Origin of the sequence: Bradyrhizobium brasilense, assembly GCF_029714345.1 — a bacterium.
In the GTDB taxonomy this organism is placed as follows: Bacteria; Pseudomonadota; Alphaproteobacteria; order Rhizobiales; family Xanthobacteraceae; genus Bradyrhizobium; species Bradyrhizobium australafricanum.
The window spans coordinates 5,836,229-5,860,659 of the sequence record NZ_CP121669.1; the positions used below are offsets into that span (position 1 = coordinate 5,836,229).

Consider the following 24,431-nt stretch of genomic DNA (forward strand, 5'->3'; position numbering starts at 1 on the left):
TTGTATCTGGCATCTGGTATACATAGTTTGGCTGCAGATGATGAGCCGGCCCATTGCTGGCCTCCAATGAAAGGGGACACCAATGTCCAAGACCACTGCACTGACGCTCACGCCCTCCTCCACCCTGTTCGGCCGCCTGCTGGCCTCGATCGACCGCCTGCTGATGAAGAGCGCGGAGATCTCGAATCGCAACGGCGACCTGCCGCGCTTCGGCCTCTAAGCCAAGGGATTTCCGGCGCTCTCCGCCGGATGCAGCTTCCGTCGCGAGATGCGACCTGACATTGAACCTTCGACCAATGGCCCCGATTTTCGGGGCCATTTCCTTGCGCGCTGAACTAGTCTCCCGGGGTGCCGGGGCTGAGTCCTGTGCGGCATAAGCGCGCGCTGCCCCTGCGACAGCTTGAACCTTGGCATATCGGATACCAAGATGGCGGTCGCGCGCTCATAAGCAACGACAAGGGGCGCACTGGGAGGATCTATGTCGGACATGGTTCAGGCAACTGCGGCCCCTGCGGCCGCGCGTGTCAGCGACACCTATCGCTGGACGCAACTCGCGATCGGCGTCGCCGCGATGGTGATGATCGCAAATTATCAATACGGGTGGACGTTCTTCGTCCCCGACATCCAGAAGAAATTCGGATGGGATCGCGCATCGATCCAATGGGCCTTCACGCTGTTCGTGCTGTTCGAGACCTGGCTGGTGCCGATCGAAGGCTGGTTCGTCGACAAATACGGTCCGCGCATCGTCGTGCTGGTCGGCGGCATCCTCTGCGCACTCGGCTGGGCGATCAACGCGCAGGCGACGACACTGAACGGCTACTATCTCGGCATGATCATCGCCGGCATCGGCGCCGGTGGCGTCTACGGCACCTGCGTCGGCAATGCGCTGAAATGGTTTCCGGATAAACGCGGGCTTGCCGCGGGCATCACCGCTGCCGGCTTCGGCGCAGGCTCGGCGCTCACGGTCGCGCCGATCCAGGCGATGATCAAGGACTCCGGCTTCCAGACCACCTTCCTGTATTTCGGTCTCGGCCAGGGCATCATCATCGTGCTGCTCTCCTTCTTCCTGCTGGCACCGAAGGCCGGACAGGTGCCGGCCGTCGTGGCGAACGCCAACATCATCCAGACCCGGCGCAACTATCAGCCGACCGAAGTGCTGCGGCAGCCGATTTTCTGGCTGATGTACTTCATGTTCGTGATCGTCGGCGCGGGCGGCCTGATGGTGACGGCGAACCTGAAGCCGATCGCGGTCGACTGGAAGGTCGACAGCGTGCCGGTCACGCTGATGGCGGTGACGATGACGGCCGTGACCTTCGCGGCAACCATCGACCGCGTCCTCAACGGTCTGACGCGTCCGTTCTTCGGCTGGATCTCCGACATGATCGGCCGCGAGAACACGATGTTCATCGCCTTCGGCATGGAAGGCATCGGCATCTGGATGCTCTACCTCTGGGGACACGACCCGGTCTGGTTCGTGCTGCTCTCGGGCTTCGTGTTCTTTGCCTGGGGCGAGATCTACTCGCTGTTCCCCTCGACCTGCACCGATACGTTCGGCGCCAAGTTCGCCACCACGAATGCGGGTCTGCTCTACACCGCAAAGGGCACCGCGGCGCTCTTGGTGCCGATCGCCAACTACATGCAGCAATCGTCGGGCAACTGGGACAAGGTGTTCATCATCGCGGCAGGCGCCAACATCCTCGCCTCGCTGCTCGCGATCGCCCTGCTCAAGCCCTGGCGAAAAATCGTGGTCGCGAAATCGGCTACGGCTTAAGCCACCGCCCTTCACCACAGACTGCCAAGCGCCCGGTTAACAGCCGGGCGCTTTTCATTTTGCCGTTAGGAAGAGGCCGTCCGGAGCGGCGCGTCGGAGGGCAGATTTGCTGCATTGCAGCAGAATGAAGGGCTTGCTTTCTGGAATATAGTATACCAACTTCCGCCGGCGCTTGCGACGATACGCCACAATAATTGCGACACTCGGTCACAAGACCAGCGCGCTCGGGAGGACTTGATGGTTTCCAGCAATACTGCCGTCACACAAGCTCAACCTTCGTCCAGCGGCTTCCGCTGGCTGCAGCTCGTCATGGGCATCGTCTGCATGGCGATGATCGCGAACCTGCAATACGGCTGGACGCTGTTCGTCGATCCGATCGACGGCGCGCACCACTGGGGCCGCGCGGCGATCCAGTTCGCCTTCACGATCTTCGTGGTGACGGAGACCTGGCTGGTGCCGGTCGAGGCCTGGTTCGTCGACAAATACGGCCCGCGGCTCGTCATCATGTTCGGCGGCATCATGATCGCGCTCGCCTGGGTGTTGAACTCCTATGCCGACTCGCTCGCTTTGCTCTACACCGCCGCGGTGTTCGGCGGCATCGGCGCCGGCGCAGTGTACGGCACCTGCGTCGGCAACGCCCTGAAGTGGTTTCCCGATCGCCGCGGCCTCGCCGCCGGCGCAACCGCGGCCGGCTTCGGCGCCGGCGCCGCGCTCACCGTGGTGCCGATTGCAAAGATGATCGCCGCGAGCGGCTATCAGACTGCGTTCTTCGATTTCGGCATCGGACAGGGATTGATCGTCTTCCTGCTCGCCTTCTTCATCCAGCCGCCCGCGGTCTCGATCCCGCCGAAGAAGAAGCAGCTCAATCTGCCGCAGACCAAGGTCGACTTCACGCCGCCGCAGGTGCTGCGCAGCCCGATCTTCTGGGTGATGTATCTGGTGTTCGTGATGGTCGCCGCCGGCGGCCTGATGGCGGCGGCGCAGATCGCGCCGATCGCGCACGACTACAAGATCGCGAACACGCCGGTCACGCTCGCCGGCTTCCAGATGGCCGCGCTGACCTTCGCGATCTCGCTCGACCGCATCTTCGACGGGTTCGGACGGCCGTTCTTCGGCTGGGTCTCCGACAATATCGGCCGCGAGCACACCATGTTCATCGCGTTCGGCACCGGCGCGCTGATGCTGCTCACGCTGTCCACCTGGGGTCACAACCCGGTGGTGTTCGTGCTGGCGACCGCGGTCTATTTCGGCGTGTTCGGCGAGATCTACTCGCTGTTCCCGGCGACCTGCGGCGACACCTTCGGCTCGAAGTTCGCGACCACCAACAACGGCATGCTCTACACCGCGAAGGGCACCGCAGCGCTCCTGGTGCCTGCCGCCAGCATCGTTGCCGCCAGCTATGGCTGGCAGGCGGTGTTCGTGATCGCGGTCGCCCTCAACGCCACCGCGGCGCTGATGGCGCTGTTCGTGATCAAGCCGATGCGCCGCGCCTTCATCAACGGCAACGAGGCCGCCGCCGCGGAAGAGACAGCGACGAGCGCCAAAACGGCTTGACAAGACGGCTTGACAAGACGGCTTGGCTAAAGACCACCCGATCAGGACCGCCTGGTCCCGACATTTCCCCGGAGACTGATGGAGGCGCATTTCGGTGCGCCTCTTTTCTTTTGCCAGGCAGGGATGCCAGATACCAGATTGCTTAGTGCGGCAGATCGCCCTCACCGCTCACAATCGTCGGAAATGTCAGCGAACCTGCCTATTTAAGCCGATTCCTGATGGTAGATTCCGCGACAGTCGCGTTGACAATTGGCATTTTGTATACCAGACTCCAGTCAACGATAACCAAGGAGGTTGCCATGCAAGTCGGAGATATCCTGCGCAAGAAGACCCCCCGCGTCGCCACGGTGCGCATGAACGAAACCGTTGCGATCGCCGCGCAGCTGATGCGCGCCAGCAATATCAGCGCGCTCGTGGTCAAGGATGTCGTTCGCACCGAGGGCAACACCGCCGTCGGCATGTTCACCGAGCGCGACGTGGTGCGCGCGATCGCCGAGCACGGTGCAGCCGGTGCGAGCATGAAGGTATCGCAGTTCGTGTCGGTGCAGCAGCTTGTCTCGTGCACATCGAGCGACACGCTCGAGCACATCCGTCATCTCATGACCAAGCACCACATTCGCCACGTGCCCGTCATCGACAATTACAGCCTGATCGGCGTCGTCAGCATGCGCGACATCGCGGCCGCATTCGACGAGGAGACCGCCGCGTCGAAGAAAGACGCCGTGCCGGCGTAACACGCGCCTGCTTTGCCTTGCTCTCAGCCAGGCGCTGCGTGTTCGATCACCAGCGCCTGAACAGATGACGAAAGATTTCCGTCCCGCCCTCGCCTGACCGCCGCGGCCTGTCATTTCCGCATGGGCGCGCCGCAGGTCGCCGGTAGACAATTGCCGGACAGGACTGCATCCTTCCCTCGACATCCCATAACAACACCGTGCGCCGCCGTCCGCGTCACGGAAAATTCCGATGGAAACGAGGGCAGAATGATCAAGACACGTTTCACCGAGATGTTCGGCGTCGACCACCCGATCGTGCAGGGCGGCATGCAATGGGTCGGACGCGCCGAGCTGGTTGCCGCCGTCGCCAATGCCGGCGCGCTCGGCATGATCACCGCGCTGACGCAGCCGACGCCGGACGACCTGCGCAAGGAAATCGCGCGCTGCCGCGAGCTGACCGACAAGCCGTTCGGCGTCAACCTGACCATCCTGCCCGCGATCAAGCCGCCGCCCTACGCCGAGTATCGCCAGGCCATCATCGAGAGCGGCATCAAGATCGTCGAGACCGCCGGCAACAAGCCGCAGGAGCATGTCGACGAGTTCAAGAAGCACGGCGTCAAGGTGCTGCACAAATGCACCAGCGTGCGCCACGCGCTCTCCGCCGAGCGGATGGGCGCCGACGCGATTTCGATCGACGGCTTTGAATGCGCCGGCCATCCCGGCGAGGACGACACCCCCGGCCTGATCCTGATTCCCGCCGCCGCCGACAAGGTGAAGATCCCGATGATCGCCTCGGGCGGCTTCGGCGATGCGCGCGGCCTGGTCGCAGCGCTCGCGCTCGGCGCCGAAGGCATCAACATGGGCACGCGCTTCATGTGCACCAGGGAGAGCCCGATCCATCAGCTGGTGAAGGAACGCATCGTCGCCAATGACGAGCGCGAGACCGAGCTGATCTTCCGCACCATGCGCAACACCTCGCGCGTCGCCAAGAACGCGATCTCGACCAAGGTCGTGCAGATGGAGAAGGAAGGCGCCAAGTTCGAGGACGTGCGCGAGCTGGTCGCCGGCGCGCGCGGCAAGATGGTCTACGCGTCAGGCGATGCCGACGAAGGCATCTGGTCGGCCGGCCAGGTGCAGGGCCTGATCCACGACATTCCGTCCTGCGCCGAGCTGGTGTCGCGCATCGTCCACGAAGCGGAAGCGATCATTCGCGAGCGGCTGGAAGCCATGATGTCCGGCGCCAAGCGTCAGGCCGCGGAATAGGGCCCGTCGTGATCCGTCACCCTGAGGTGGCCGCTCCTTCAGCGGCCCTCGAAGGGTCGACGGCCACGAGCCGGGCCGCTCATCCTTCGAGGCTCGCTTCGCTCGCACCTCAGGATGACGGTATCAACTCACGCGAGACAACTAGCCGGGAATCCCCCATGAAAGCCTATGTCTACGGCCCTAACGGCCCTGAAATCACCGACGTTGCGAAGCCCGTGCCGAAGGGCACCCAGGTGCTGGTCAAGGTTCATGCCTGCGGGCTGAACCGCGCCGATCTCGGCATGACCAAGGGCCATGTCCACGGCGCGGCCGGCGGCGTCGGCACCGTGCTCGGCATGGAATGGGCCGGCGAGGTCGCCGAGCTCGGCCCCGATGCCAAAGGCGTCAAGGTCGGCGACAAGATCATGGGCTCCGGCGGCGCGGCATTCGCCGAATACACGCTGGCCGATCACGGCCGGCTGTTCCGCGCGCCCTCGAACATGAATTTCGACGAGGCCGCAACCCTGCCCGTCGCGCTCGCCACCATGCACAACGCCGTCGTCACCAATGGCGCGCTGCAGCCGGGCCAGACCGTGCTGATCCAGGGCGCAAGCTCCGGCGTCGGGCTGATGGCGATGCAGATCGCCAAGCTGAAGGGCGCCAAGCTCGTGGTGGGCTCATCGACCGATGCGATGCGCCGCGGCCGACTGAAGGAGTTCGGCGCCGATCTCGCGGTGGACTCGAAGGATCCCGGCTGGGTCGATCAGGTGCTGCAGGCGACATCAGGCGAAGGCGTCGACCTGATCGTCGACCAGGTTTCCGGACCGGTCGCGAACCAGAACCTCAAGGCGACCAAGGTCAAGGGCCGCATCGTCAATGTCGGCCGGCTCGGCGGCACCCACGGCGACTTCAACTTCGACCTGCACGCGGCGCGCCGCATCCAGTATATCGGCGTCACCTTCCGCACCCGCTCGATCGAGGAGATCCGCGCGATCTTCGACGAGGTGCGCAAGGACATCTGGCCCGCGGTCGAGGCACGCAAGCTGCAGCTGCCGATCGACCAGGTCTACAAATTCGCCGACATCGGCAAGGCATTCGAGCACATGGAAGCCAACAAGCACCTCGGCAAGATCGTGGTGACGCTGTAGCGGCAGCCTCCGGCGATCGTCATCGTCATTGCGAGCGACGGGCGGATCAGCCAACGGGTCCGCGCTTGCCGCGTGCTATGCCCTGGCTCTTTCGCGTGCGATGTTCAGCCGACAGGTCCTGGAATCCAATAGTCCCCCGCAAGCGGGCTGACCTTGACGCCACTGATGACTCCGAGCTCCAGGCTTGGATCGAAATAGCGCATCGTCCGCTCGTTGAGGTCAATGATGCGGCCAGGCCTGAGTGGCCCCACGTCATTTATCTTCACGATGACCTTCTTGCCGACAGCCTCGACGAGGGCATATTTCGGCCTCGCGCCAAATTGGACCCCACCAAACTTCCGGCGCAAGCTCGTCTTGATGGCAGCCGCCCAGACCGAGTGATCATAGCGCTCGCCGGAGGCTGTGCTTGGACCGCCCTCCTCCTTGCCGGGCTTGAACGGATTGTACATGGATGCCGCGCCAACGATTGCATCTCCACACGCGGCGTTGACGACGGCACTTGAATGAACCGCACCGATTTCACTTCGAGCAGCGGTGCCAGACATGGCGAGCGCAACCAGGGCGCCGCAAATTGCGGCGCTCGAGCCGAACAGCATCATAACTCCTTGATTGATTTTCTTCGATCGTCCGGTTTCCGATGCCGCATAGCATGGTCAAGCGAACGCGGAGGCGTTAGCGCGTGCCAATTCCTTGCGGATTCGTGCCAGTTCCGGCGGTGGAACCATCGTGAGAACCTGGGCGGCCCTCACACCGTGTTTTTCAGTTTCTGGCTCGACTAAAACAGAGATTGCGTCAGCAAAATGACTGAACGGAGCTGTCTTCGACAGCGCGTGAGGAGTGTATCGTCACCTTCCGCACCCGCTCGATCGCGGAAATCCGCGCGATCTTCGACGAGGTCCGCAAGGACATCTCGCCCGCGATCGGGGCGCGCAAGCCGCAGCGGCCGATCGACCAGGTCTACAAATTCGCCGATATCGGCAAGGCGTTCGAGCACACGGAAGCCAACAATCACCTCGGCAAGATCGTGGTGACGCTGTAGTCGGTACGCACTGCTGCGTAGGATGGGTAGAGCGAAGCGAAACCCATCGATGTATCCGGGCAGCGAGATGATGGGTTTCGCTGCGCTCTACCCATGCTACAGCTACCGCGTTGATCCGCCCTACGCACCCGGTCTGACTTGTGTAATGGCGACGCCGGAGATCGCGAGTAGTCCGCCGACAATCAGCTTCGGCGTCACGCTGTCGCCAAGGAACAGCACGCTCGAGATCAGCGCGAACACCGGAAGCAGCAGTCCGAACGGCGCGACGCGGGCCATGGAGCAGCGGGCGATCAGCCAGAACCACAGGCCGAACCCGACAATGCCGCCGATGAAGACGGTGTAGGCGAGCGCCAGCCAGCCCCGTTGATCCGCAGTGCCAAGGCTCGCCAGCTGTCCGTATTCCAGCAACAGCGACATCAACATCACCTGCGGCACGGTGAGCAGCGACGACCACCCCATCAGCATCAGGGGATCAAACGGGCCGTAGCGTTTCGTCAGGACGGTGGACACCGCGAATGCGAAGGCAGCGGCAACCACGAGCAACAGCGGAAGCACGTTTGCCGACAGCCCCGGCCCCGCCGCCAGCACCACCACGCCGACGAACGCCAGCACCACGCCGGCAGATGTGATGAGCGACGGCCGCTCCGCGAGCAGCGGCCAGGCGAGCAGCACGGTAAAGGGCGGGGCGAGTTGATAGGCGACGGCCGACATGCTTCCCGAGCCGAGCCCAAGGCCGACATAGAACAGCCCGAAGTTCAGTCCTCCAAGGAAAACTGAAATGGCCGCGACAGGGCCGAGTTGTTGGCGTGTCGGGCTTCTGACGAACGGAACAAGCAGCAGCGCGATGGCCAGGAAGCGCAGTCCGAGGAAGAACAGCGGCGGAAACTCGGTGACGCCGACCTTGATGACCACGAACTGATAACCCCAGAGCAAGGGAACGACCACCGCGCAGATGATCTGGATGGCAGACATGGCATCTTTCCTTTCAAGACCGATCGGTCCATATATTGGCACGCCGATCCCGCGGACGTACAGTGGACATCAAGGGGTCATTCCAACAGCTGCTTATTTGATGAAGCGAGCGAGGAGCGCGTCAGCGGTGGCCTGCGACGTGGTACGTGCCGGAGCCGTCTTGGCGACCACGCGCAGCCCCCAAAGGAAACAGATCAGAATTCGGGCGGCACTCGAAGGCTCGACGCCATCGGCCAATCTGCCCGCGGTCTCCGCACGGGAAAATGCGTCCGCCACCCTGGTCTCCATGGTTTTGAAGAAGCTCGCGAAGCGGCGGCCAACCTCGGCATCCTGGCCAGCCAGCTCCATCGCCGTCGCCACCAACAGGCAGCCGCGCCGGCCATTGGCACCGCACGCGCGTTCAACGTAACCGGCAAGGTAGGCCCGCAGGCCATCGACCGGATCTCTGCGGGGATCGAGTTCGTCATCCATCCGGGTCAGGGCATCGGCAATGTAGCGATCGAGTGCGCGCAGGAACAGCGAGTGCTTGTCGCCGAAAGCGGCGTAAAGGCTGCCGCGCGAGAGTTTTGTCGCACGCAGCAGGTCCGGGAGTGCCGTGGCGTGATAGCCGCGCGACCAGAACACATTCATCGCGCGTTCGATGGCGGCGTCCACGTCGAAACTTCGCGGGCGGCCACGGGGCGCCTGCATGGTGGTTTGGCGGCTCATTGCCGATATATAGACCAATCGGTCCTTAAATGGCAAGGGCCGCTTTGGATCATTAGCTCGTAGGATGGGTAGAGCGAAGCGAAACCCATCGATTGCATCCGCACGCCGAGATGATGGGTTTCGCTGCGCTCTAGCGAAACGCGCCGCGAGAACGCAGATGTTCGGTTGGCACGTCGCGCAACACGTCCAGCGTCGTCCTGGCGGAAGCCAGGACCCATTACCCCGAATGCGAGTCATGACGCGATGCGGTTGCCACAGCTCACTTCAACCACACAACCCTGTGGTCGTGGGTCCTGGCTTTCGCCAGGACGACAGCGTGATTTTGGCGCAAGGATGCAATTGCAACTGAGTGGCGATTGCGCGTGGCGAACGACACTTGATGTTCACAGTTGGCCTGCTAAACCGCCGCCCATGAGCTCTTCCAGCACCAGCGCACCCTCCACCAAGACATCCGTCGCCGCGATCTCGATCCTCGCCAGTGGCAGCATGGCGGTGGCGAAGTTCGTCGTCGGCATCGCGATCGGATCGCTGGCGCTGATCTCGGAGGCGCTGCACTCGTCGATCGACCTGGTCGCCACCATCATCACCTGGGCGGTGGTGCGGGTGTCGGACCAGCCGGCCGACGCCGAGCATCATTACGGACACGGCAAGTTCGAGAGCGTCTCGGCGCTCGGCATCATCGCCCTGCTCTATGTGCTGGCCGGCGGCATCCTGGTGCAGGCCTACAGCCATCTGCGCGAGGGCGCGCCGCCGCCGTCGATCTCGGCCATTCCCTTTGTCGTTCTGGTCATCGATATCGGCGTCAATCTGTGGCGGGCCCGCGCGCTGCACCGCGCCGCGCGCGACACCAAGAGCCAGGCGCTGGCCGCCGATGCGCTGCATTTCGCCTCCGACGTGATGGGCTCGACCGCCGTCATCGTCGGCCTGGTGCTGGCCGGCTTCGGCTTCTGGTGGGGCGATGCCGCGGCGGCGATCGCGGTCGCAGTGATGATCGCCCTGCTCGGCCTGCGCATGGCGCGGGAGACGGTCGAGACCCTGCTCGACCGCGCGCCTGAGGGCGCGCTGGAGAAGGCCACCGCCGCCATCAAGGCCGTGCCGGGGGTGGTCGATGTCGACCGGTTGCGCGTCCGCATGGTCGGCGCGACGCATTTCATCGATGCCATCGCCAAGGTGCCGCGCACCTACCCGATCGACCGCGTCGAGGACATCAAGCGCCGGGCGCAGGCGGCGGTGACCAAGACGTTCGGCGACGCCGACCTCACCTTCACCGCGGTGCCGGTGGCGCGCGACAATGAGAGCGTGCGCGAGCGCATCATGGTGATCGCGCGCAATTCCGGCCTCGCCATCCACCACGTCACGGTGCACGACATCGGCGGCAAGCTGATCGTCGGCATCGACCTCGAGGTCGACAGCGACATGGCGCTGGACGCAGCGCACGACATCGCCCACCAGCTCGAGCGCGCGATCCGCGAGGATTTCGGCGAGGACGTCGAGGTCGACACCCATATCGAGCCGCTCGAGCCGGAACTGCCGTGGGGAACCGACGCCGCGCCGGACCGCGTCGAAGCCATCAAGGCGGCGCTGACCGGCTTTGCCGATGGCGGCGCGATCCATGACATCCACAATGTGCGGGTCCGCAACACCGACGCCGGCGAGGTCGTCAACTTCCATTGCCGCGCGCGGCCTTCGATGAGTGTGATCAAGGTGCACGAAAGCGTCGACGAGATCGAACGCAAACTGCGTCGTGCGTTCCCCACCGTGAAGCGTGTGATCAGTCACGCAGAGCCGACGCGCGGGTAATTCTACGGAGCCGTTCCCGTTTCGGACTCACTTTGCGCCGCATGATTCTTCCCGGGACAAGAATTTTTTCGCATTAACGAATCGTTGACTCTCGACAGTCCCGGAAATCTGGATTCAAATGATCATGATTCGGATGCATCGTGGGGAGCATCCGAACCGGGTAAAAATCAGCTTAGAGCGGGGGTCTCAGGCATGGCGCGCGCGCATGCGGCGAACGCGTGCGTCCAATCCGATTCGATCAAGGGATTGGCGCAGTCGATCGCGAAACCGGCCTATCACAGGCTCTTGACGGCCGAGCCTGCACTACGCCGCGCTGTCCCTACCCTCATCATCGCCTTCCTCATCACGATCTGCCTCGGCGCCTTCGTCCAGGTGATCGACCAGAACCGGCAGAAGCGCGGCGCGATGAAGCGCGACCTCGCCGCGCTGTCCGACATCCTCGCCGAACGTCTCGATCGCCTGACCTCGGTGCGGCGCGACCGGCTCGCCAACATCGAGCGGATGCAGGAACTGCTGCCGGACCTGATCCCCTCCTGGGGCATCGCCTACGGCCGCCACGTCATCATCACCAGCGCCGATCACCGCGTGCTGGCGCGCGTGCCGGTCGACGGCGCCGGCGAGAACGACCGCATCCTCGACATCGTCTCCACCGCGCAACTGCTCGTGGCGCCCGGCCAGCAGGGCACGGTCAGCGACATGACGCTGCCCGGCGGCACCGGCGCGCTGGCGATCTCGCAGCTCGTCAAGTCGCTGCCCGGCCAGGTCGTCGTCATCCAGGAGATGAACGAGCCCATCTGGGGATCGGATGCCGCACTCTCGGTGACGCTGTCGGCGACCACGAGCTTCGTGGTGCTGATCCTCGGCTTCGCGTTCCACTGGCAATCGACCCGCGCCCGCGAGGGCGACCTGATCAACGACGCCGTGCGCGGCCGGATCGACACCGCGCTCAACCGCGGCCGCTGCGGATTGTGGGACTGGGACCTGTCGCGCGGTAGGATCTTCTGGTCGCAGTCGATGTTCACCCTGCTCGGCCTCGACACCCGCAACGACCTCCTTACCTTCGGCGAGGTCAACGCGCTGGTGAACTCCGACGACATCAACCTGTTCGACATCGCCGACCAGCTGATCTCGGGCAAGATCGATCACATCGACCAGAGCTTCCGCATGCGCCATGTCGGCGGCCACTGGATCTGGCTGCGGGTGCGCTGCGAGCTCAGCCACGCCGCCGCCGACGGCGGCCTGCATCTGATCGGCATCGCGGTCGACATCACCGAGCAGAAAAGCCTCGCCGAGAAGTCGGTGGAAGCCGATCTCAGACTGCGCGACGCGATCGAGACCATTCCCGAGGCTTTCGTGCTCTGGGATGCCGACGACCGCCTCGTGCTCTGCAACTCGCACTTCCAGCGGCTGCACAAGCTGCCCGATTCCGCCGTCAGCCCCGGTACCTCCTACGAGACCGTGATCGAGGTCGGCAGCATGCCGGAAGTGCGCACCCGCCTGCACGAGAGCGGCGTGCCGGCGCCTGGCGCCCGCACCTTCGAGGCCCAGCTCGACGACGGCAGCTGGCTGCACATCAGCGAGCGCCGCACCAAGGACGGTGGCTACGTCTCGGTCGGCACCGACATCACCCGCATCAAGGCGCACGAGCAGAAGCTGGTCGACAACGACCTGCGCCTGCGCGCCACCGTGATCGACCTGCAGCGCTCGCAAGCCGAGCTGGAACGGCAGGCCGTCGAGCTCGCCGACCTCGCCGAAAAATACTCGCAGGAAAAAACCCGCGCCGAGGACGCCAACGCGGCGAAGTCGAAATTCCTCGCCAATATGAGCCATGAGCTGCGCACCCCGCTCAACGCCATCATCGGCTTCTCCGAGATCATGGGCAGCGGCCTGTTCGGCACGCTCGGCTCGGACAAGTACGCGGAGTACTGCCACGACATCCTGACGTCGGGGAAATACCTCCTCGAGGTCATCAACGACATCCTCGACATGTCGAAGATCGAGGCCGGCCGCATGAAGTTCGACATGGAGCCGCTCGATCTCTCCGGCATCCTCGCGGAGTCGCTGCGGGTGGTCTCCGGCCGCGCCGAGCACAAGGGACTGTCGCTGGAGTCGGATATCGAAAGCACGATCTCGGTCGTCGCCGACCGCCGCGCGGTCAAGCAGATCATCGTCAACCTGCTCTCCAATGCAGTGAAATTCACGCCCGACCACGGCCGCGTGCTGGTGCGCGGCCAGACGCTGGATGACTCGATCGTGCTCCTGATCGCCGACAGCGGCATCGGCATCGCGCCGGAATCGCTGCGCCGGCTCGGCAAGCCGTTCGAGCAGGTCGAGAGCCAGCTCACCAAGAGCTACCAGGGCTCCGGTCTCGGACTTGCGATCGCGCGCTCGCTCACCAATCTGCACGGCGGCTCGATGCGGCTGCGCTCCAAGCTCGGCGTCGGCACCGTCGTCCGCGTCACGCTGCCGCGCGATCCGCGGTCCCTGCAGACGAAGTTGCCGGAAGCGGCCTGAGCCCCCACTACTTCGCAAGCACCCCTTCCAGCAGAGCGGAATCACCGAGCACGGCCAGCGTCTCGCGAGGCGTGAGATGGCGGACCGCCTGGTCGAAGCTGTCGCTTGCCTCGATCCGCGCACGCGCCACCGCGAGGTGAAGATCGATCTCGCCAGGGCCGCCGCGCCGCGCCGGCGGCAGCGACGAGAGATGGCGATGCAGCAGCCCGGAATCCTGCCGCAACGTCGCGAGCGCGGGGGCCGATGCATGTGCCGGCGACGACGCCAGCTCATTGGCGCGGACCAGCACGCGCGGCGGCTTAGCTTCCTCTGGCGTCACGAACAGCGCGCGCATCGCCGGCCTTGCGGTCCAGGCCCCGATCGGGATCGCAAACAAGAGGCCGACGATCACCGGCGACATCCACAGCAGCAGCGGCAACGACACCGCCCAGGCGCTTATCGCCATCGCGACACCGCAGGCGGTCGGAACGCCGTACTTGCGATAGAGCTCACGCCGCTCGACCGCACCGTCGTCGCGCCGCTGCGTCTGCCAGCCGGCGTCCCGGCCGAGCAGGATCTCGACGACGGCGATCGACTGGAACACCATCATGACCGGCGCGATCATTGCCGAGATCAGCACCTCGGCGATCACGCCTGTCAGCGCCCGGAAACCGCCGCCGAATTGGCGACGCGTGTCCGAGCGTGTCAGCAACAGGAGGAAGCCGAGCAGCTTCGGCACGATCAGCAGCGCCATGGTGAGGCCAAATACCCAGGCGGCGAGCACCGGGTCCTGCGCCGGCCAGTTCGGGAACAGCGAAAAACCCTTCGGAAAATATTCGGGCCGAATGAAGCGCGCCTGCAACGAGATCAGGATTCCGAGCAGCAAGAACGACAGCCAGAGCGGCGCGGTGATGTAGGAGCCGATCCCGGTCATGAAATGCAGCCGCGAGATCCAGTGCAACCGGCGCGTCCTCAGCACGGCGAGATGCTGCAGATTGCCCTGGCACCAGCGGCGGTCGCGCGCGGCAAAATCCAAGAGCGACGGCGGCACCTCCTCAAAACTGCCGCCGAGCATCGGGGCCATGTAGATACCCCAGCCGGCGCGCCGCATCAGCGCCGCCTCGACAAAGTCGTGGCTCAGGATATGTCCGCCGAACGGCTTGCGTCCGGAGAGCTCGGGCAGCCCCGCCTGCTGCGCAAATGCCTCGATCCTGATGATGGCATTGTGCCCCCAGTAATTGCCCTCGGAGCCGTGCCACCACGCGACACCGGCGGCGACCATCGGCCCGTACAGCCGGCCGGCGAACTGTTGCAGGCGGCTGAACAGGCTGCGCGCATTGACGATGACCGGCAGCGTCTGCAGCAGCGCCGCCTGCGGGTTGGTCTCCATCGCGTGCGCCATCCGCACCATGGTGTCGCCCGACATCAGGCTGTCGGCGTCGAGCACGATCATGAACCGGTAGGCGCCGCCGAACCGCGTGATCCACTCGCCGACATTGCCGGACTTCCGCGCCGTATTGTCGGCGCGATGCCGGTAGAACAGCCGTTGCGCGCCGCAGGCCTCGCGCAGTTCGAGAAACGCCCTTTCTTCGGCGATCCAGGTATCGGGATCGCGGGTGTCGCTGAGCACGAACCAGTCGAAGCTGTCGCCCTGCCCGGTCGCCTCGACGGACTCGTAGATGGCGCGCAGGCGCGCCATCAATTGATGCGGATTCTCGTTGTAGGTCGGGAGCAGGACCGCGGTCCGGCTCGCGAGTTGCGGCAAGGGACCATCGTCGCGGATCGGCAAGGCGTTGCCGTTGCGCCGAAGTAGAGCGAAGAAGCCGGCGAGCGCCGAAGCGAACGAAAACGCGATCCAGGCGAGCAGCGCGACGAACAGCACCAGCACCATGCCTTCCATGATCGTCACGCCGCCGACCTGGACGACCATGTACATCTCGTAGGCGCCGGCACCGGTCAGCGCCGCCGTCAGCATCAGGACGAACGCGCGGCGCATCAACATGCCCGCACCGACCGACACCGGCTTGCTCACCGCATGCGGCGGCCGGCCGAGATCGGCCGCCGACATCGCAAGCGGGCTCTCTTGTGGCAGGAAGCCGTCGGCCGCCGCGGCGACGTCAGGATGAGGTGACGCGACTATGGCGCCCATCGATAGACCCAGATCTCGGAGAGCGGCTTGTCATCCTGCGCCAGATGCGCACGCAGCTCGATCGGGTCCTTCTTGACGGCGCATTGGAAGCTGAGCCGCCATCCGCCGGTATTCGGATTTGGCTGCGTGACGACATTCGTGATCTCGGACTTCTCGGCCGTCACGACGCCCTTGACGCTGCCGGGATCGATCCCCTTCAGATTGTCCCCGAACAGGTCGAGCACGAACAGCTTGCTGTTCTCGCCATGCGCGCCGATGCCGCTGCGCGTGAAGCGCGCGAGCGAATGCGGCTTCGGCGCATCCGGCCCCCAATGCAGGCGATAGGTGAAGTTGGTCTCGCTCTTGGCCTTGGGCGGCGCCTTCGGCCGCCAGAATGCGGCGATGTTGTCGTGGATCTCTTCCTTGGTCGGGATCTCGATCAGGATGACCGCGCCCTCGCCCCAGTCCCCGATCGGCTCGACCCACAGGCTCGGGCGCTTCTCGAAGCGCGATTCGATGTCCTGATAGGCGAAGAAATTCTTCTCGCGCTGCATCAGACCGAAGCCATGCGGATTGACGTCCTGGAACGTGCTGATCTGGAGGTCGCGCGGATTGCTCAGCGGGCGCCACAGGCTCTCGCCCTTGCCGTTGTAGATCGCAAGCCCGTCCGAATCGTGCACCGACGGCCTGAAGTCGTCGACCTCGTTGCGATCGTTGGGCCCGAAGAAGAACATGCTCGTCATCGGCGCAAGGCCGGCATGCTCGAGATCGGCGCGCGGATAGAGCGATGCCTCGACATCGAACACCGTGGTCGCTCCAGGCCTGATCGTGAACCGATAGCTTGCCGCGCAGCTCTTGCTGTCGAGCAAGGCGTGAATGACCAGCGAGGTCGCGTTGGGCACCGGGCGCTCGAGCCAGAACGCCTTGAAGAACGGAAACTCCTCGCCCTTGGCCTCGCCGGTATCGATCGACAGGCCGCGCGCCGACAGGCCGTAGGTCTCGTCCTTGGCGACGGCGCGGAAATAGCTCGCGCCGAGGAAGACGCAGACCTCGTCAAAATAGTCCGGCTTGTTGATCGGCGCGTGGATGCGAAATCCGGCAAAGCCGAGATCGGTCTCGGTGAAGTCAGGCACGGTCTCGCCGAACGAGAACATGTCCTTGCTGTACTTGACTTCGCTGACCTTGCCGTCGGCGACCTCGAAGATCTTGACCTTGTTCTTGTAGAAGAAGCCGCGGTGGAAGAACTGCGCTTCGAACGGCAGCTTCGCGCCGCGCCACAGCGCGCGCTCGGGGGTGAAGCGGATCGAGCGGTACTGGTCGTAGTTGAGGTCCGTCAGGCCGTTCGGCAACTTCTCGTCCGGCGCCTCGAACGACTTGCTGGCGAGATTGCGCGCAAGCTCCCTGACCATGCCTGGGTTGAAGGGTGCGTCCGTCGCGCTCGCTGCGGCGGCGGCCTGGCGCTGTGGCAAGAACATGAGTGTCGGCAATACGGCCGATCCGTGGAGTAACTCGCGACGATTCAAAGCAGCTCCTGCTCGCTGACCGGGACGCCGCAATGCAACCGCCGAGCCGGCGCTGAGTTCCATCTTTGCTGCGAGCAAGCGAAGATTGTTCGCCGGCTGAATACCAGGACTTGCTTCAACACAACCACACAACGCGTGGTCGGTCGCTGCTGTGCCGGAACCGTGGCGGAAAGGCCGCTGGAGAATGCCGAGAGCTACGCGCTCTCGAGCGTCGGCGCGACCTCGCGTGCGACCTGCACCAAGGCTGCGATCAGCGGCGTCATCGGATCGCGCTGCGGGATCACGAGGCCAATGCTGTAGTCCACGACCGGATCGACGATCGGAATGCTGCGGACCGCATCCGCAAGGCCGAGCGTCTCGGCGAGCTTGGCCGGCATCACGCTGGCCCAGCGGCCGGTCTTCACATGGGTGTAGAGCACGAGCAGTGAGTTCGACGTCAGCGTCGGCGTCGCCTCCGCGCCGACCGAGGTCAGCGCGCGATCGATGATGCGGCGGTTCTGCATGTCAGGCGTGAGCAGACAGAGCGGCACGGTGCCGACTTCCTTCCACGTCACCTGCTTGCGGTCGCCGAACATCGCATCCGGCGCCGTCAGCAAGCGATAACTCTCATTGTAGAGCGGGATGGTGCGGACCTTGCCGATCGGCTCGTTCTCGATATAGGTCAGCCCGGCATCGACCTCGAGATTCTCGAGCAGGCCGAGCACGTCGGCCGACGTGCACGATTGGATGCGGAACCGCACGTCGGGATGGCGCGCCCGGAACGGCGTGGTCAGCGAGGCCACCATGCCGAGCGCGGTCGGGATCGCCGCGATCCGGATCTCGCCCGACAGCTTGTCCTTGAGGCTGTTGATCTCCTGCTTCATCGCGCGCGCATCGCCGACGATGCGCCGCGCCCAGTCCAGCGTCCGCTCCCCTTCCGGCGTGAAGCCCTGGAAGCGGGATCCGCGCTGCACCAGCATGACGCCGAGGATCTCCTCGAGCTGCTTGAGACTGGTCGACATCGTCGGCTGGGTGACGCCGCACGCCTCCGCAGCCCGGCCGAAGTGCCGTTCCTTGGCCAGCGCCAGCAGAAGTTCCAGCTTGTCGATCAAGGTTCAGATCCCTCCGGAAAACGGTGCCCCGAGCGGCAGCCCGACACGTCCATAGGTAGCACGATCGGGGTGCGATCCCGAAATCCAAAGCGCCGCGGAAGTGCGTGATTCCAGAACATTATTACGAAACCGCATCGATCCATTCGGCGACGCTATTAATCGCGTTTCGCAATCGCCGCATGAGACAGCTTTATTGATGTTTCGAAGGATTCCAACTCTCATGTGCGAAGCAAAAAACTGATCGTGAGAAGCGCTGATGACGGTGGGATACGAACCTTGGGACAAGGCGCGCGGCGCTGAAATCATCGCCGAGCATGCCGGGCTTGAAGGCGCCACGCTGGTGATCCTGCACGCGCTTCAGGAAGCCTTCGGCTACGTGCCGGAGCCTGCGATCCCGATGGTGGCGGAGGCGCTCAACCTGTCGCGCGCCGAGGTGCACGGCGTCTTCACCTTCTACCATGATTTCCGGAAGCAACCTGCCGGCCGCCACGTGCTCAAGCTGTGCCGCGCCGAGGCCTGCCAGGCCGCAGGCGGCGATGCGCTGGCGGCGCGCGCGGAAGCCAGGCTCGGCGTTGCCCTCGGCAATACCACGGCGGATGACCGCGTGACGCTGGAGCCGATCTACTGCCTCGGGCTGTGCGCCACCGCGCCCTCGGCGATGCTGGATGGCCGCGTGGTCGGCCGGCTCGACGAAGCGCGGATCGACGCGCTGGTCGCGGAGGCACAGCGATGACAATGCGGATCTTCATTCCCCGCGACGCCGGCGCGGTTGCCGTCGGCGCCGACGACGTCGCCCTCGCGTTCGAGCAGGCCGCAGCAGCGCGCGGCATGCCGATCGAGATTGTCAGGACCGGTTCGCGCGGGCTGTACTGGCTGGAGCCGCTGGTCGAACTGGCGACCGCCCAGGGCCGCGTCGCGTTCGGCCCGACGACGCCGGCGGACGTTCCATCCTTGCTCGACGCGATGGCCGGCAACGGTCAGCATGCGCTGCGGCTTGGTGTCACGGATGAGATTCCCTGGCTGAAGCGCCAGACCCGGCTAACCTTCGTCCGCTGCGGCGTGATCGATCCGCGCTCGGTCGACGACTACCGCGCCCATGGCGGCTACAAGGGCCTGGAGCGGGCGCTGACGCTGACCTCCGACCAGATCCTCGCCGACGTCACCACGTCCGGTCTGCGCGGCCGCGGCGGCGCCGGCTTCCCCACCGGCATCAAGTGGAAGACCGTGGCGCAGGCCAGCGCCGACCGCAAATACATCGTCTGCAACGCCGACGAAGGCGACAGCGGCACCTTCGCCGACCGCATGATCATGGAAGGCGACCCCTTCGTCGTGATCGAGGGCATGACGATCGCAGGTATCACGGTAGGCGCCACCAAGGGCTACATCTACATCCGCTCGGAATATCCGCACGCGGTCGAAGCGATGAACGCGGCGATCGTGGTCGCCCGCCGCGCCGGCTTGCTCGGCAAGCGCATCGGCGGCTCCGCCCATGAGTTCGATCTCGAGGTGCGGGTCGGCGCCGGGGCCTATGTCTGCGGCGAAGAGACCTCGCTGCTGGAAAGCCTCGAGGGCCGCCGCGGCATCGTGCGGGCCAAGCCGCCGCTGCCGGCGCATAAGGGGCTGTTCGGCCGCCCGAGCGTGATCAACAACGTGCTGTCGTTCGCGGCGATTCCCTTCATCCTCGACAACGGCGCCAAGGCCTACGCCGATTTCGGCATGGGCCGCTCGCGCGGAACGATGCCGATCCAGCTCGCCGGCAACATCAGATATGGCGGGCTGTTCGAGACTGCCTTCGGCGTCACCCTCGGCGAACTCGTCGATGAGATCGGCGGCGGCACCTTCACCGGACGCGAGGTGCGCGCGGTCCAGGTCGGCGGCCCGCTCGGAGCCTACTTCCCGCGCGCGCTGTTCGACACGCCGTTCGACTATGAAGCGTTCGCTGCGCGCGACGGCCTGATCGGCCATGGCGGGATCGTGGTGTTCGACGACAGCGTCGACATGGCGAAGCAGGCCCGCTTTGCGATGGAATTCTGCGCCGTCGAATCCTGCGGCAAGTGCACGCCGTGCCGTATCGGCTCGACCCGCGGCGTCGAGACCATCAACAAGATCATCAATGGCGAGCGCGTGGCGGAAAACCTCGCTGTTGTCGAAGACCTCTGCAACACCATGAAATTCGGCTCGCTGTGCGCGCTCGGCGGCTTCACGCCCTACCCCGTGATGAGCGCACTGAAACACTTCCGGGAAGATTTCGGCGGAGATCTAGGTCCCGCACCGGCCCGGCTGCAGGCCGCGGAATAGCAAGGAAATCACGATGTCGCTGATCCAGGAAACCGATTTCGGCACGCCCAAATCCAAATCCGAGACGATGGTCACGCTGACCATCGACGGCAATCAGATCACGGTGCCTGAGGGCACCTCGATCATGCGCGCGGCGATGGAAGCCGGCACCCAGATTCCAAAGCTCTGCGCGACCGACATGGTCGACGCCTTCGGCTCCTGCCGGCTCTGCCTCGTCGAGATCGAGGGCCGCGCCGGAACGCCGGCCTCCTGCACGACGCCGGTCATGCCCGGCCTCGTCGTGCACACCCAGAGCGAGCGGCTGAAGAAGCTGCGCAAGGGCGTGATGGAGCTCTACATCTCCGACCACCCGCTGGACTGCCTGACCTGCGCCGCGAACGGCGACTGCGAATTGCAGGACATGGCGGGCGCCGTCGGCCTGCGCGACGTGCGCTACGGCTATGAAGGTGAGAACCACGTCTTCGCCAAATCGCACGGCTGCGAAAACGACAACTGGATGCCGAAGGACGAGTCGAATCCGTACTTCACCTACGATCCCTCGAAGTGCATCGTCTGCTCGCGCTGCGTCCGCGCCTGCGAGGAAGTACAAGGCACCTTCGCGCTGACGATCTCCGGCCGCGGCTTCGGCAGCCGCGTCTCGCCCGGCATGAACGAAAGCTTCCTCGGCTCCGAATGCGTGTCCTGCGGCGCCTGCGTGCAGGCCTGCCCGACCGCGACGCTGACCGAGAAATCCGTGATCGAGATCGGCCAGCCCGAGCACTCGGTCGTCACCACCTGCGCCTATTGCGGCGTCGGCTGCGCCTTCAAGGCCGAGATGCGCGGCGAGGAAGTGGTGCGGATGGTGCCGTGGAAGGACGGCAAGGCCAATCGCGGCCATTCCTGCGTCAAGGGCCGCTTCGCCTGGGGCTACACCACCCACAAGGAGCGCATCCTGAAGCCGATGATCCGCGAGCGGATCGAAGACCCCTGGCAGGAAGTGTCGTGGGACGAAGCCTTGAATTTCGCCGCCGCGAAATTCAAGGGCATCCAGCAGAAATACGGCCGCGACGCGGTCGGCGGCATCACCTCGTCACGCTGCACCAATGAAGAAACCTATCTGGTGCAGAAGCTGATCCGCGCCGGCTTCGGCAACAACAATGTCGACACCTGCGCCCGCGTCTGCCATTCGCCGACCGGCTACGGCCTGTCGCAAACCTTCGGGACTTCGGCCGGCACGCAGGACTTCGACTCGGTGGAGGACACCGACGTCGTGCTGATCATCGGCGCCAATCCGGCTTCCGCCCATCCGGTGTTCGCCTCGCGGCTGAAGAAGCGGCTGCGCCAGGGCGCCAGGCTGATCGTGATCGATCCGCGCCGCACCGAGATGGTGGAATCGCCGCATGTGAAGGCGCTGCATCTGCCCCTGATGCCCGGCACCAACGTCGCCGTGCTCACCGCGCTCGCCCATGTCATCGTCACCGAAGGGCTCGTCGATGAGGCCTTCGTGCGCGAGCGCTGCGACTGGAGCGAGTTCCAGGATTGGGCGGCTTTCGTCGCCGATTCCAAGCACAGCCCGGAAGCCACCGCGATCATGACCGGCGTCGATCCCAAGGCGTTGCGCGAGGCGGCACGAATCTATGCCACCGGCGGCAACGGCGCGATCTATTACGGGCTCGGCGTCACCGAGCACAGCCAGGGCTCGACCACGGTGATCGCGATCGCCAACCTCGCGATGGCGACCGGCAACATCGGCCGGCCCGGCGTCGGCGTGAATCCGCTGCGCGGCCAGAACAACGTGCAGGGCTCCTGCGACATGGGCTCGTTCCCGCACGAGCTGCCGGGCTACCGCCACATCGCCGGCGATGCGGTGCGCGAGCAGTTCGAGGCGATGTGGAACGTCAAGCTCAACAACGAGCCGGGTCTGCGCATCCCGAACATGTTCGACGCCGCGATCGAAGGCAGCTTCATGGGACTCTACGTGCAGGGCGAGGACATCCTGCAGTCCGACCCCAACACCAAGCATGTGGTGGCGGCGCTGTCGGCGATGGAATGCGTCATCGTCCACGATCTCTTCCTGAACGAGACCGCGAACTACGCCCATGTCTTCCTGCCCGGGTCGACCTTCCTCGAGAAGGACGGCACCTTCACCAATGCCGAACGCCGCATCCAGCGCGTCCGCAAGGTGATGACGCCGCTCAACGGCTACGCCGACTGGGAAGTGACGATCATGCTCGGCAAGGCGATGGGCTTCGAGATGAACTACACCCATCCATCCGAGATCATGGACGAGATCGCAGCGCTGACGCCGACCTTCGCGGGCGTCTCCTATGCCAGGCTCGACGAGCTCGGCTCGGTGCAGTGGCCCTGCAACGAAAAGGCGCCGGAAGGCACCCCGGTGATGCATATCGGCGGCTTCGTGCGCGGCAAGGGCAAGTTCATCCTCACCGAATATATCGCCACCGACGAACGCACCGGCCCGCGCTACCCGCTGCTGCTCACCACCGGCCGCATCCTCAGCCAGTACAATGTCGGCGCGCAGACCCGCCGCACCGAGAACGTGGTGTGGCACGCCGAGGACCGGCTGGAGATCCATCCGCATGACGCCGAGCAGCGCGGCGTGCGCGACGGCGACTGGGTGCGGCTGGCGAGCCGCGCCGGCGAGACCACGCTGCGCGCCGAGATCACCGACCGCGTGGCGCCGGGCGTTGTCTACACCACGTTCCACCACCCTGACACCCAGGCCAACGTCATCACGACCGATTTCTCGGACTGGGCCACCAACTGTCCCGAGTACAAGGTCACCGCAGTGCAGATCTCGCCGTCGAACGGTCCGTCCGACTGGCAGAAGGCCTATGACGAGCAGGCTCGCCACTCCCGCCGCATCGCCGCGCCGGTGGTGGAAGCCGCGGAATAGCGATGCGCGAGCCCGTCTATCAGGCGAACCGGAAGGTCTGGCGCAACGGCGTCTTCAGCGACGGCGCGCGCCTGATCCCGGAGGAGACGCCGCTCGCGCTGACCTATAATGGCGGCACCTACGCCGTGATGATGGGCTCGCCCGAGGACCTCGGCGACTTCGCCGTGGGCTTCAGCCTGAGCGAAGGCATCGTGCAAGCGGCCGACGAGATCGAGACCCTCGACATCGTCGAGCTCGATGACGGCATCGAGCTTCGAATGTGGCTCAGGCCTGACAGGGCCGAGCGGATCGCGGAGCGACGGCGCAACATCGCCGGCCCGACCGGCTGCGGCCTGTGCGGGCTCGATTCCATTAGCGAGGCGGTCCGGCCGGCCGCGGTGGTGCGCGCGGGCCGCGCCTTCTCGCCGCGCGAGATCATGGCGGCGGTGGCGGCGGTGGCGCCTTTGCAGGAGATCAACCACCAGACCCGCGCCGTGCACGCCGCGGCGTTCTGGACGGGCGCGCGCGGCATCGTGGCGCTGCGCGAGGATGTCGGCCGCCACAATGCGCTCGACAAGCTCGCCGGCGCGCTGGCTCGAGACAAGGTGGCCGCCAACGAAGGCATGGTGCTGCTCACCAGCCGCGTTTCGGTCGAAATGGTGCAGAAGACCGCCGCGATCGGCGCGCCGCTGATCGCCGCAGTGTCGGCGCCGACCGCGCTTGCGGTGCGGATGGCGGATGCCGCCGGCATCACGCTCGCCGCGATCGCTCGCGCCGATGGATTTGAAATCTTTACGCATCCGGAACGCGTCACAGGCGCGGTGGCCGGCAAGGAGCCCGCTTATGTCGTCGTCGCCTGACAAACTGGTTTATATGGCGAACCAGATCGGAAAATTCTTCCAGAGCCAGGGGCGCGACCGCGCCGTCCAGGGCATTTCCGAGCACATCTGGAAGTTCTGGGATCCGCGGATGCGCAAGCAGATCTTCGCCCATCTCGACGCCGGCGGCACCGGCCTCGATCCCGACGTCCGCGATGCCTTGCAGAAGCTGAAGCAGCAGGCGTAGGCAGCCCGCGCCCT

General features: G+C 65.0%; 20 protein-coding genes. 14 read left to right on the forward strand and 6 right to left on the reverse strand.

From position 1 onward, the window contains the following. Positions 1 to 82: 82 nt before the first annotated feature. The 6 genes from QA635_RS27495 (at position 83) to QA635_RS27520 (ending at position 6,428) form a co-directional block, all read left to right on the forward strand. Positions 83 to 220 carry a hypothetical protein gene (locus QA635_RS27495; RefSeq protein WP_283062537.1) on the forward strand — a complete coding sequence of 46 codons (138 nt, stop codon included), beginning with the start codon at positions 83 to 85 and terminating at the stop codon, positions 218 to 220. A gap of 258 nt (positions 221 to 478) precedes the next feature. Further along, the gene (oxlT, locus tag QA635_RS27500; RefSeq protein WP_283062539.1) at positions 479 to 1,771 is read left to right on the forward strand and encodes an oxalate/formate MFS antiporter; all 1,293 of its coding nucleotides are present in this window, start codon (positions 479 to 481) and stop codon (positions 1,769 to 1,771) included. A gap of 237 nt (positions 1,772 to 2,008) precedes the next feature. After that, positions 2,009 to 3,325 carry an oxalate/formate MFS antiporter gene (gene oxlT / locus QA635_RS27505; protein WP_028331533.1) on the forward strand — a complete coding sequence of 439 codons (1,317 nt, stop codon included), beginning with the start codon at positions 2,009 to 2,011 and terminating at the stop codon, positions 3,323 to 3,325. 299 nt (positions 3,326 to 3,624) lie between these two features. Next, positions 3,625 to 4,059, forward strand: a complete 435-nt coding sequence (locus tag QA635_RS27510) for a CBS domain-containing protein (protein WP_028331534.1) — start codon at positions 3,625 to 3,627, stop codon at positions 4,057 to 4,059. 246 nt (positions 4,060 to 4,305) lie between these two features. After that, positions 4,306 to 5,301 carry an NAD(P)H-dependent flavin oxidoreductase gene (locus QA635_RS27515; RefSeq protein WP_283062544.1) on the forward strand — a complete coding sequence of 332 codons (996 nt, stop codon included), beginning with the start codon at positions 4,306 to 4,308 and terminating at the stop codon, positions 5,299 to 5,301. Positions 5,302 to 5,459: 158 nt separating this feature from the next. After that, positions 5,460 to 6,428: a zinc-binding dehydrogenase gene (locus tag QA635_RS27520; RefSeq protein ID WP_253609464.1), complete on the forward strand. Its 969-nt coding sequence runs from the start codon at positions 5,460 to 5,462 to the stop codon at positions 6,426 to 6,428. A 104-nt stretch (positions 6,429 to 6,532) separates the two neighbouring features. Here QA635_RS27520 and QA635_RS27525 read toward each other — a convergent pair whose 3' ends face one another. Then, the gene (locus QA635_RS27525) at positions 6,533 to 7,027 is read right to left on the reverse strand and encodes a septal ring lytic transglycosylase RlpA family protein (RefSeq protein ID WP_283062547.1); all 495 of its coding nucleotides are present in this window, start codon (positions 7,025 to 7,027) and stop codon (positions 6,533 to 6,535) included. A gap of 347 nt (positions 7,028 to 7,374) precedes the next feature. Between QA635_RS27525 and QA635_RS27530 the strand changes: the two genes are divergently transcribed. Then, on the forward strand, positions 7,375 to 7,467 hold the full coding sequence (locus QA635_RS27530; protein ID WP_283071847.1) for a hypothetical protein: 93 nt from the start codon (positions 7,375 to 7,377) through the stop codon (positions 7,465 to 7,467). Between the two features lie 120 nt (positions 7,468 to 7,587). Here QA635_RS27530 and QA635_RS27535 read toward each other — a convergent pair whose 3' ends face one another. Together QA635_RS27535 and QA635_RS27540 are read right to left on the reverse strand one after the other, a co-directional pair. Beyond that, positions 7,588 to 8,439 carry a DMT family transporter gene (locus QA635_RS27535; protein WP_283062549.1) on the reverse strand — a complete coding sequence of 284 codons (852 nt, stop codon included), beginning with the start codon at positions 8,437 to 8,439 and terminating at the stop codon, positions 7,588 to 7,590. Between the two features lie 93 nt (positions 8,440 to 8,532). Beyond that, on the reverse strand, positions 8,533 to 9,129 hold the full coding sequence (locus QA635_RS27540) for a TetR/AcrR family transcriptional regulator (protein ID WP_253610059.1): 597 nt from the start codon (positions 9,127 to 9,129) through the stop codon (positions 8,533 to 8,535). A gap of 429 nt (positions 9,130 to 9,558) precedes the next feature. Between QA635_RS27540 and QA635_RS27545 the strand changes: the two genes are divergently transcribed. Beyond that, positions 9,559 to 10,947 (forward strand): cation-efflux pump, encoded by a 1,389-nt coding sequence (locus QA635_RS27545; protein ID WP_283062551.1) that lies wholly within the window; start codon positions 9,559 to 9,561, stop codon positions 10,945 to 10,947. A 192-nt stretch (positions 10,948 to 11,139) separates the two neighbouring features. Continuing rightward, positions 11,140 to 13,461, forward strand: a complete 2,322-nt coding sequence (locus tag QA635_RS27550) for a sensor histidine kinase (RefSeq protein ID WP_283062553.1) — start codon at positions 11,140 to 11,142, stop codon at positions 13,459 to 13,461. Positions 13,462 to 13,468: 7 nt separating this feature from the next. Here the strand turns inward: QA635_RS27550 and mdoH are convergent, their stop codons facing one another. The 3 genes from mdoH to QA635_RS27565 form a co-directional block, all read right to left on the reverse strand. Next, positions 13,469 to 15,589, reverse strand: a complete 2,121-nt coding sequence (gene mdoH / locus QA635_RS27555; RefSeq protein ID WP_283062555.1) for a glucans biosynthesis glucosyltransferase MdoH — start codon at positions 15,587 to 15,589, stop codon at positions 13,469 to 13,471. Next, positions 15,577 to 17,043 (reverse strand): glucan biosynthesis protein G, encoded by a 1,467-nt coding sequence (locus tag QA635_RS27560; protein WP_283062557.1) that lies wholly within the window; start codon positions 17,041 to 17,043, stop codon positions 15,577 to 15,579. The genes mdoH and QA635_RS27560 overlap by 13 nt, the downstream gene beginning before the upstream one ends. Before the next feature lie 242 nt (positions 17,044 to 17,285). After that, positions 17,286 to 18,182, reverse strand: a complete 897-nt coding sequence (locus QA635_RS27565) for a LysR family transcriptional regulator (protein ID WP_018270739.1) — start codon at positions 18,180 to 18,182, stop codon at positions 17,286 to 17,288. A gap of 256 nt (positions 18,183 to 18,438) precedes the next feature. On the opposite strand from QA635_RS27565, the gene QA635_RS27570 reads away from it, so the two are divergent. Genes QA635_RS27570 through QA635_RS27590 form a run of 5 tightly spaced genes read left to right on the forward strand, consistent with a single transcriptional unit; the run spans position 18,439 to position 24,417 of the window. After that, positions 18,439 to 18,915, forward strand: a complete 477-nt coding sequence (locus QA635_RS27570) for a formate dehydrogenase subunit gamma (RefSeq protein ID WP_283062560.1) — start codon at positions 18,439 to 18,441, stop codon at positions 18,913 to 18,915. After that, positions 18,912 to 20,480, forward strand: coding sequence for a formate dehydrogenase beta subunit (locus QA635_RS27575; RefSeq protein ID WP_283062562.1), 1,569 nt, complete (start codon positions 18,912 to 18,914; stop codon positions 20,478 to 20,480). The genes QA635_RS27570 and QA635_RS27575 overlap by 4 nt, the downstream gene beginning before the upstream one ends. A 13-nt stretch (positions 20,481 to 20,493) precedes the next feature. Continuing rightward, on the forward strand, positions 20,494 to 23,373 hold the full coding sequence (gene fdhF, locus QA635_RS27580; protein WP_283062564.1) for a formate dehydrogenase subunit alpha: 2,880 nt from the start codon (positions 20,494 to 20,496) through the stop codon (positions 23,371 to 23,373). A gap of 2 nt (positions 23,374 to 23,375) precedes the next feature. After that, entirely contained in the window at positions 23,376 to 24,212 is an 837-nt protein-coding gene (gene fdhD, locus QA635_RS27585; RefSeq protein WP_283062566.1) for a formate dehydrogenase accessory sulfurtransferase FdhD, read from the forward strand. Continuing rightward, the gene (locus tag QA635_RS27590; protein WP_028331549.1) at positions 24,196 to 24,417 is read left to right on the forward strand and encodes a formate dehydrogenase subunit delta; all 222 of its coding nucleotides are present in this window, start codon (positions 24,196 to 24,198) and stop codon (positions 24,415 to 24,417) included. Before fdhD ends, QA635_RS27590 begins: the two co-directional genes overlap by 17 nt. The last annotated feature ends 14 nt before the right edge of the window (positions 24,418 to 24,431 follow it).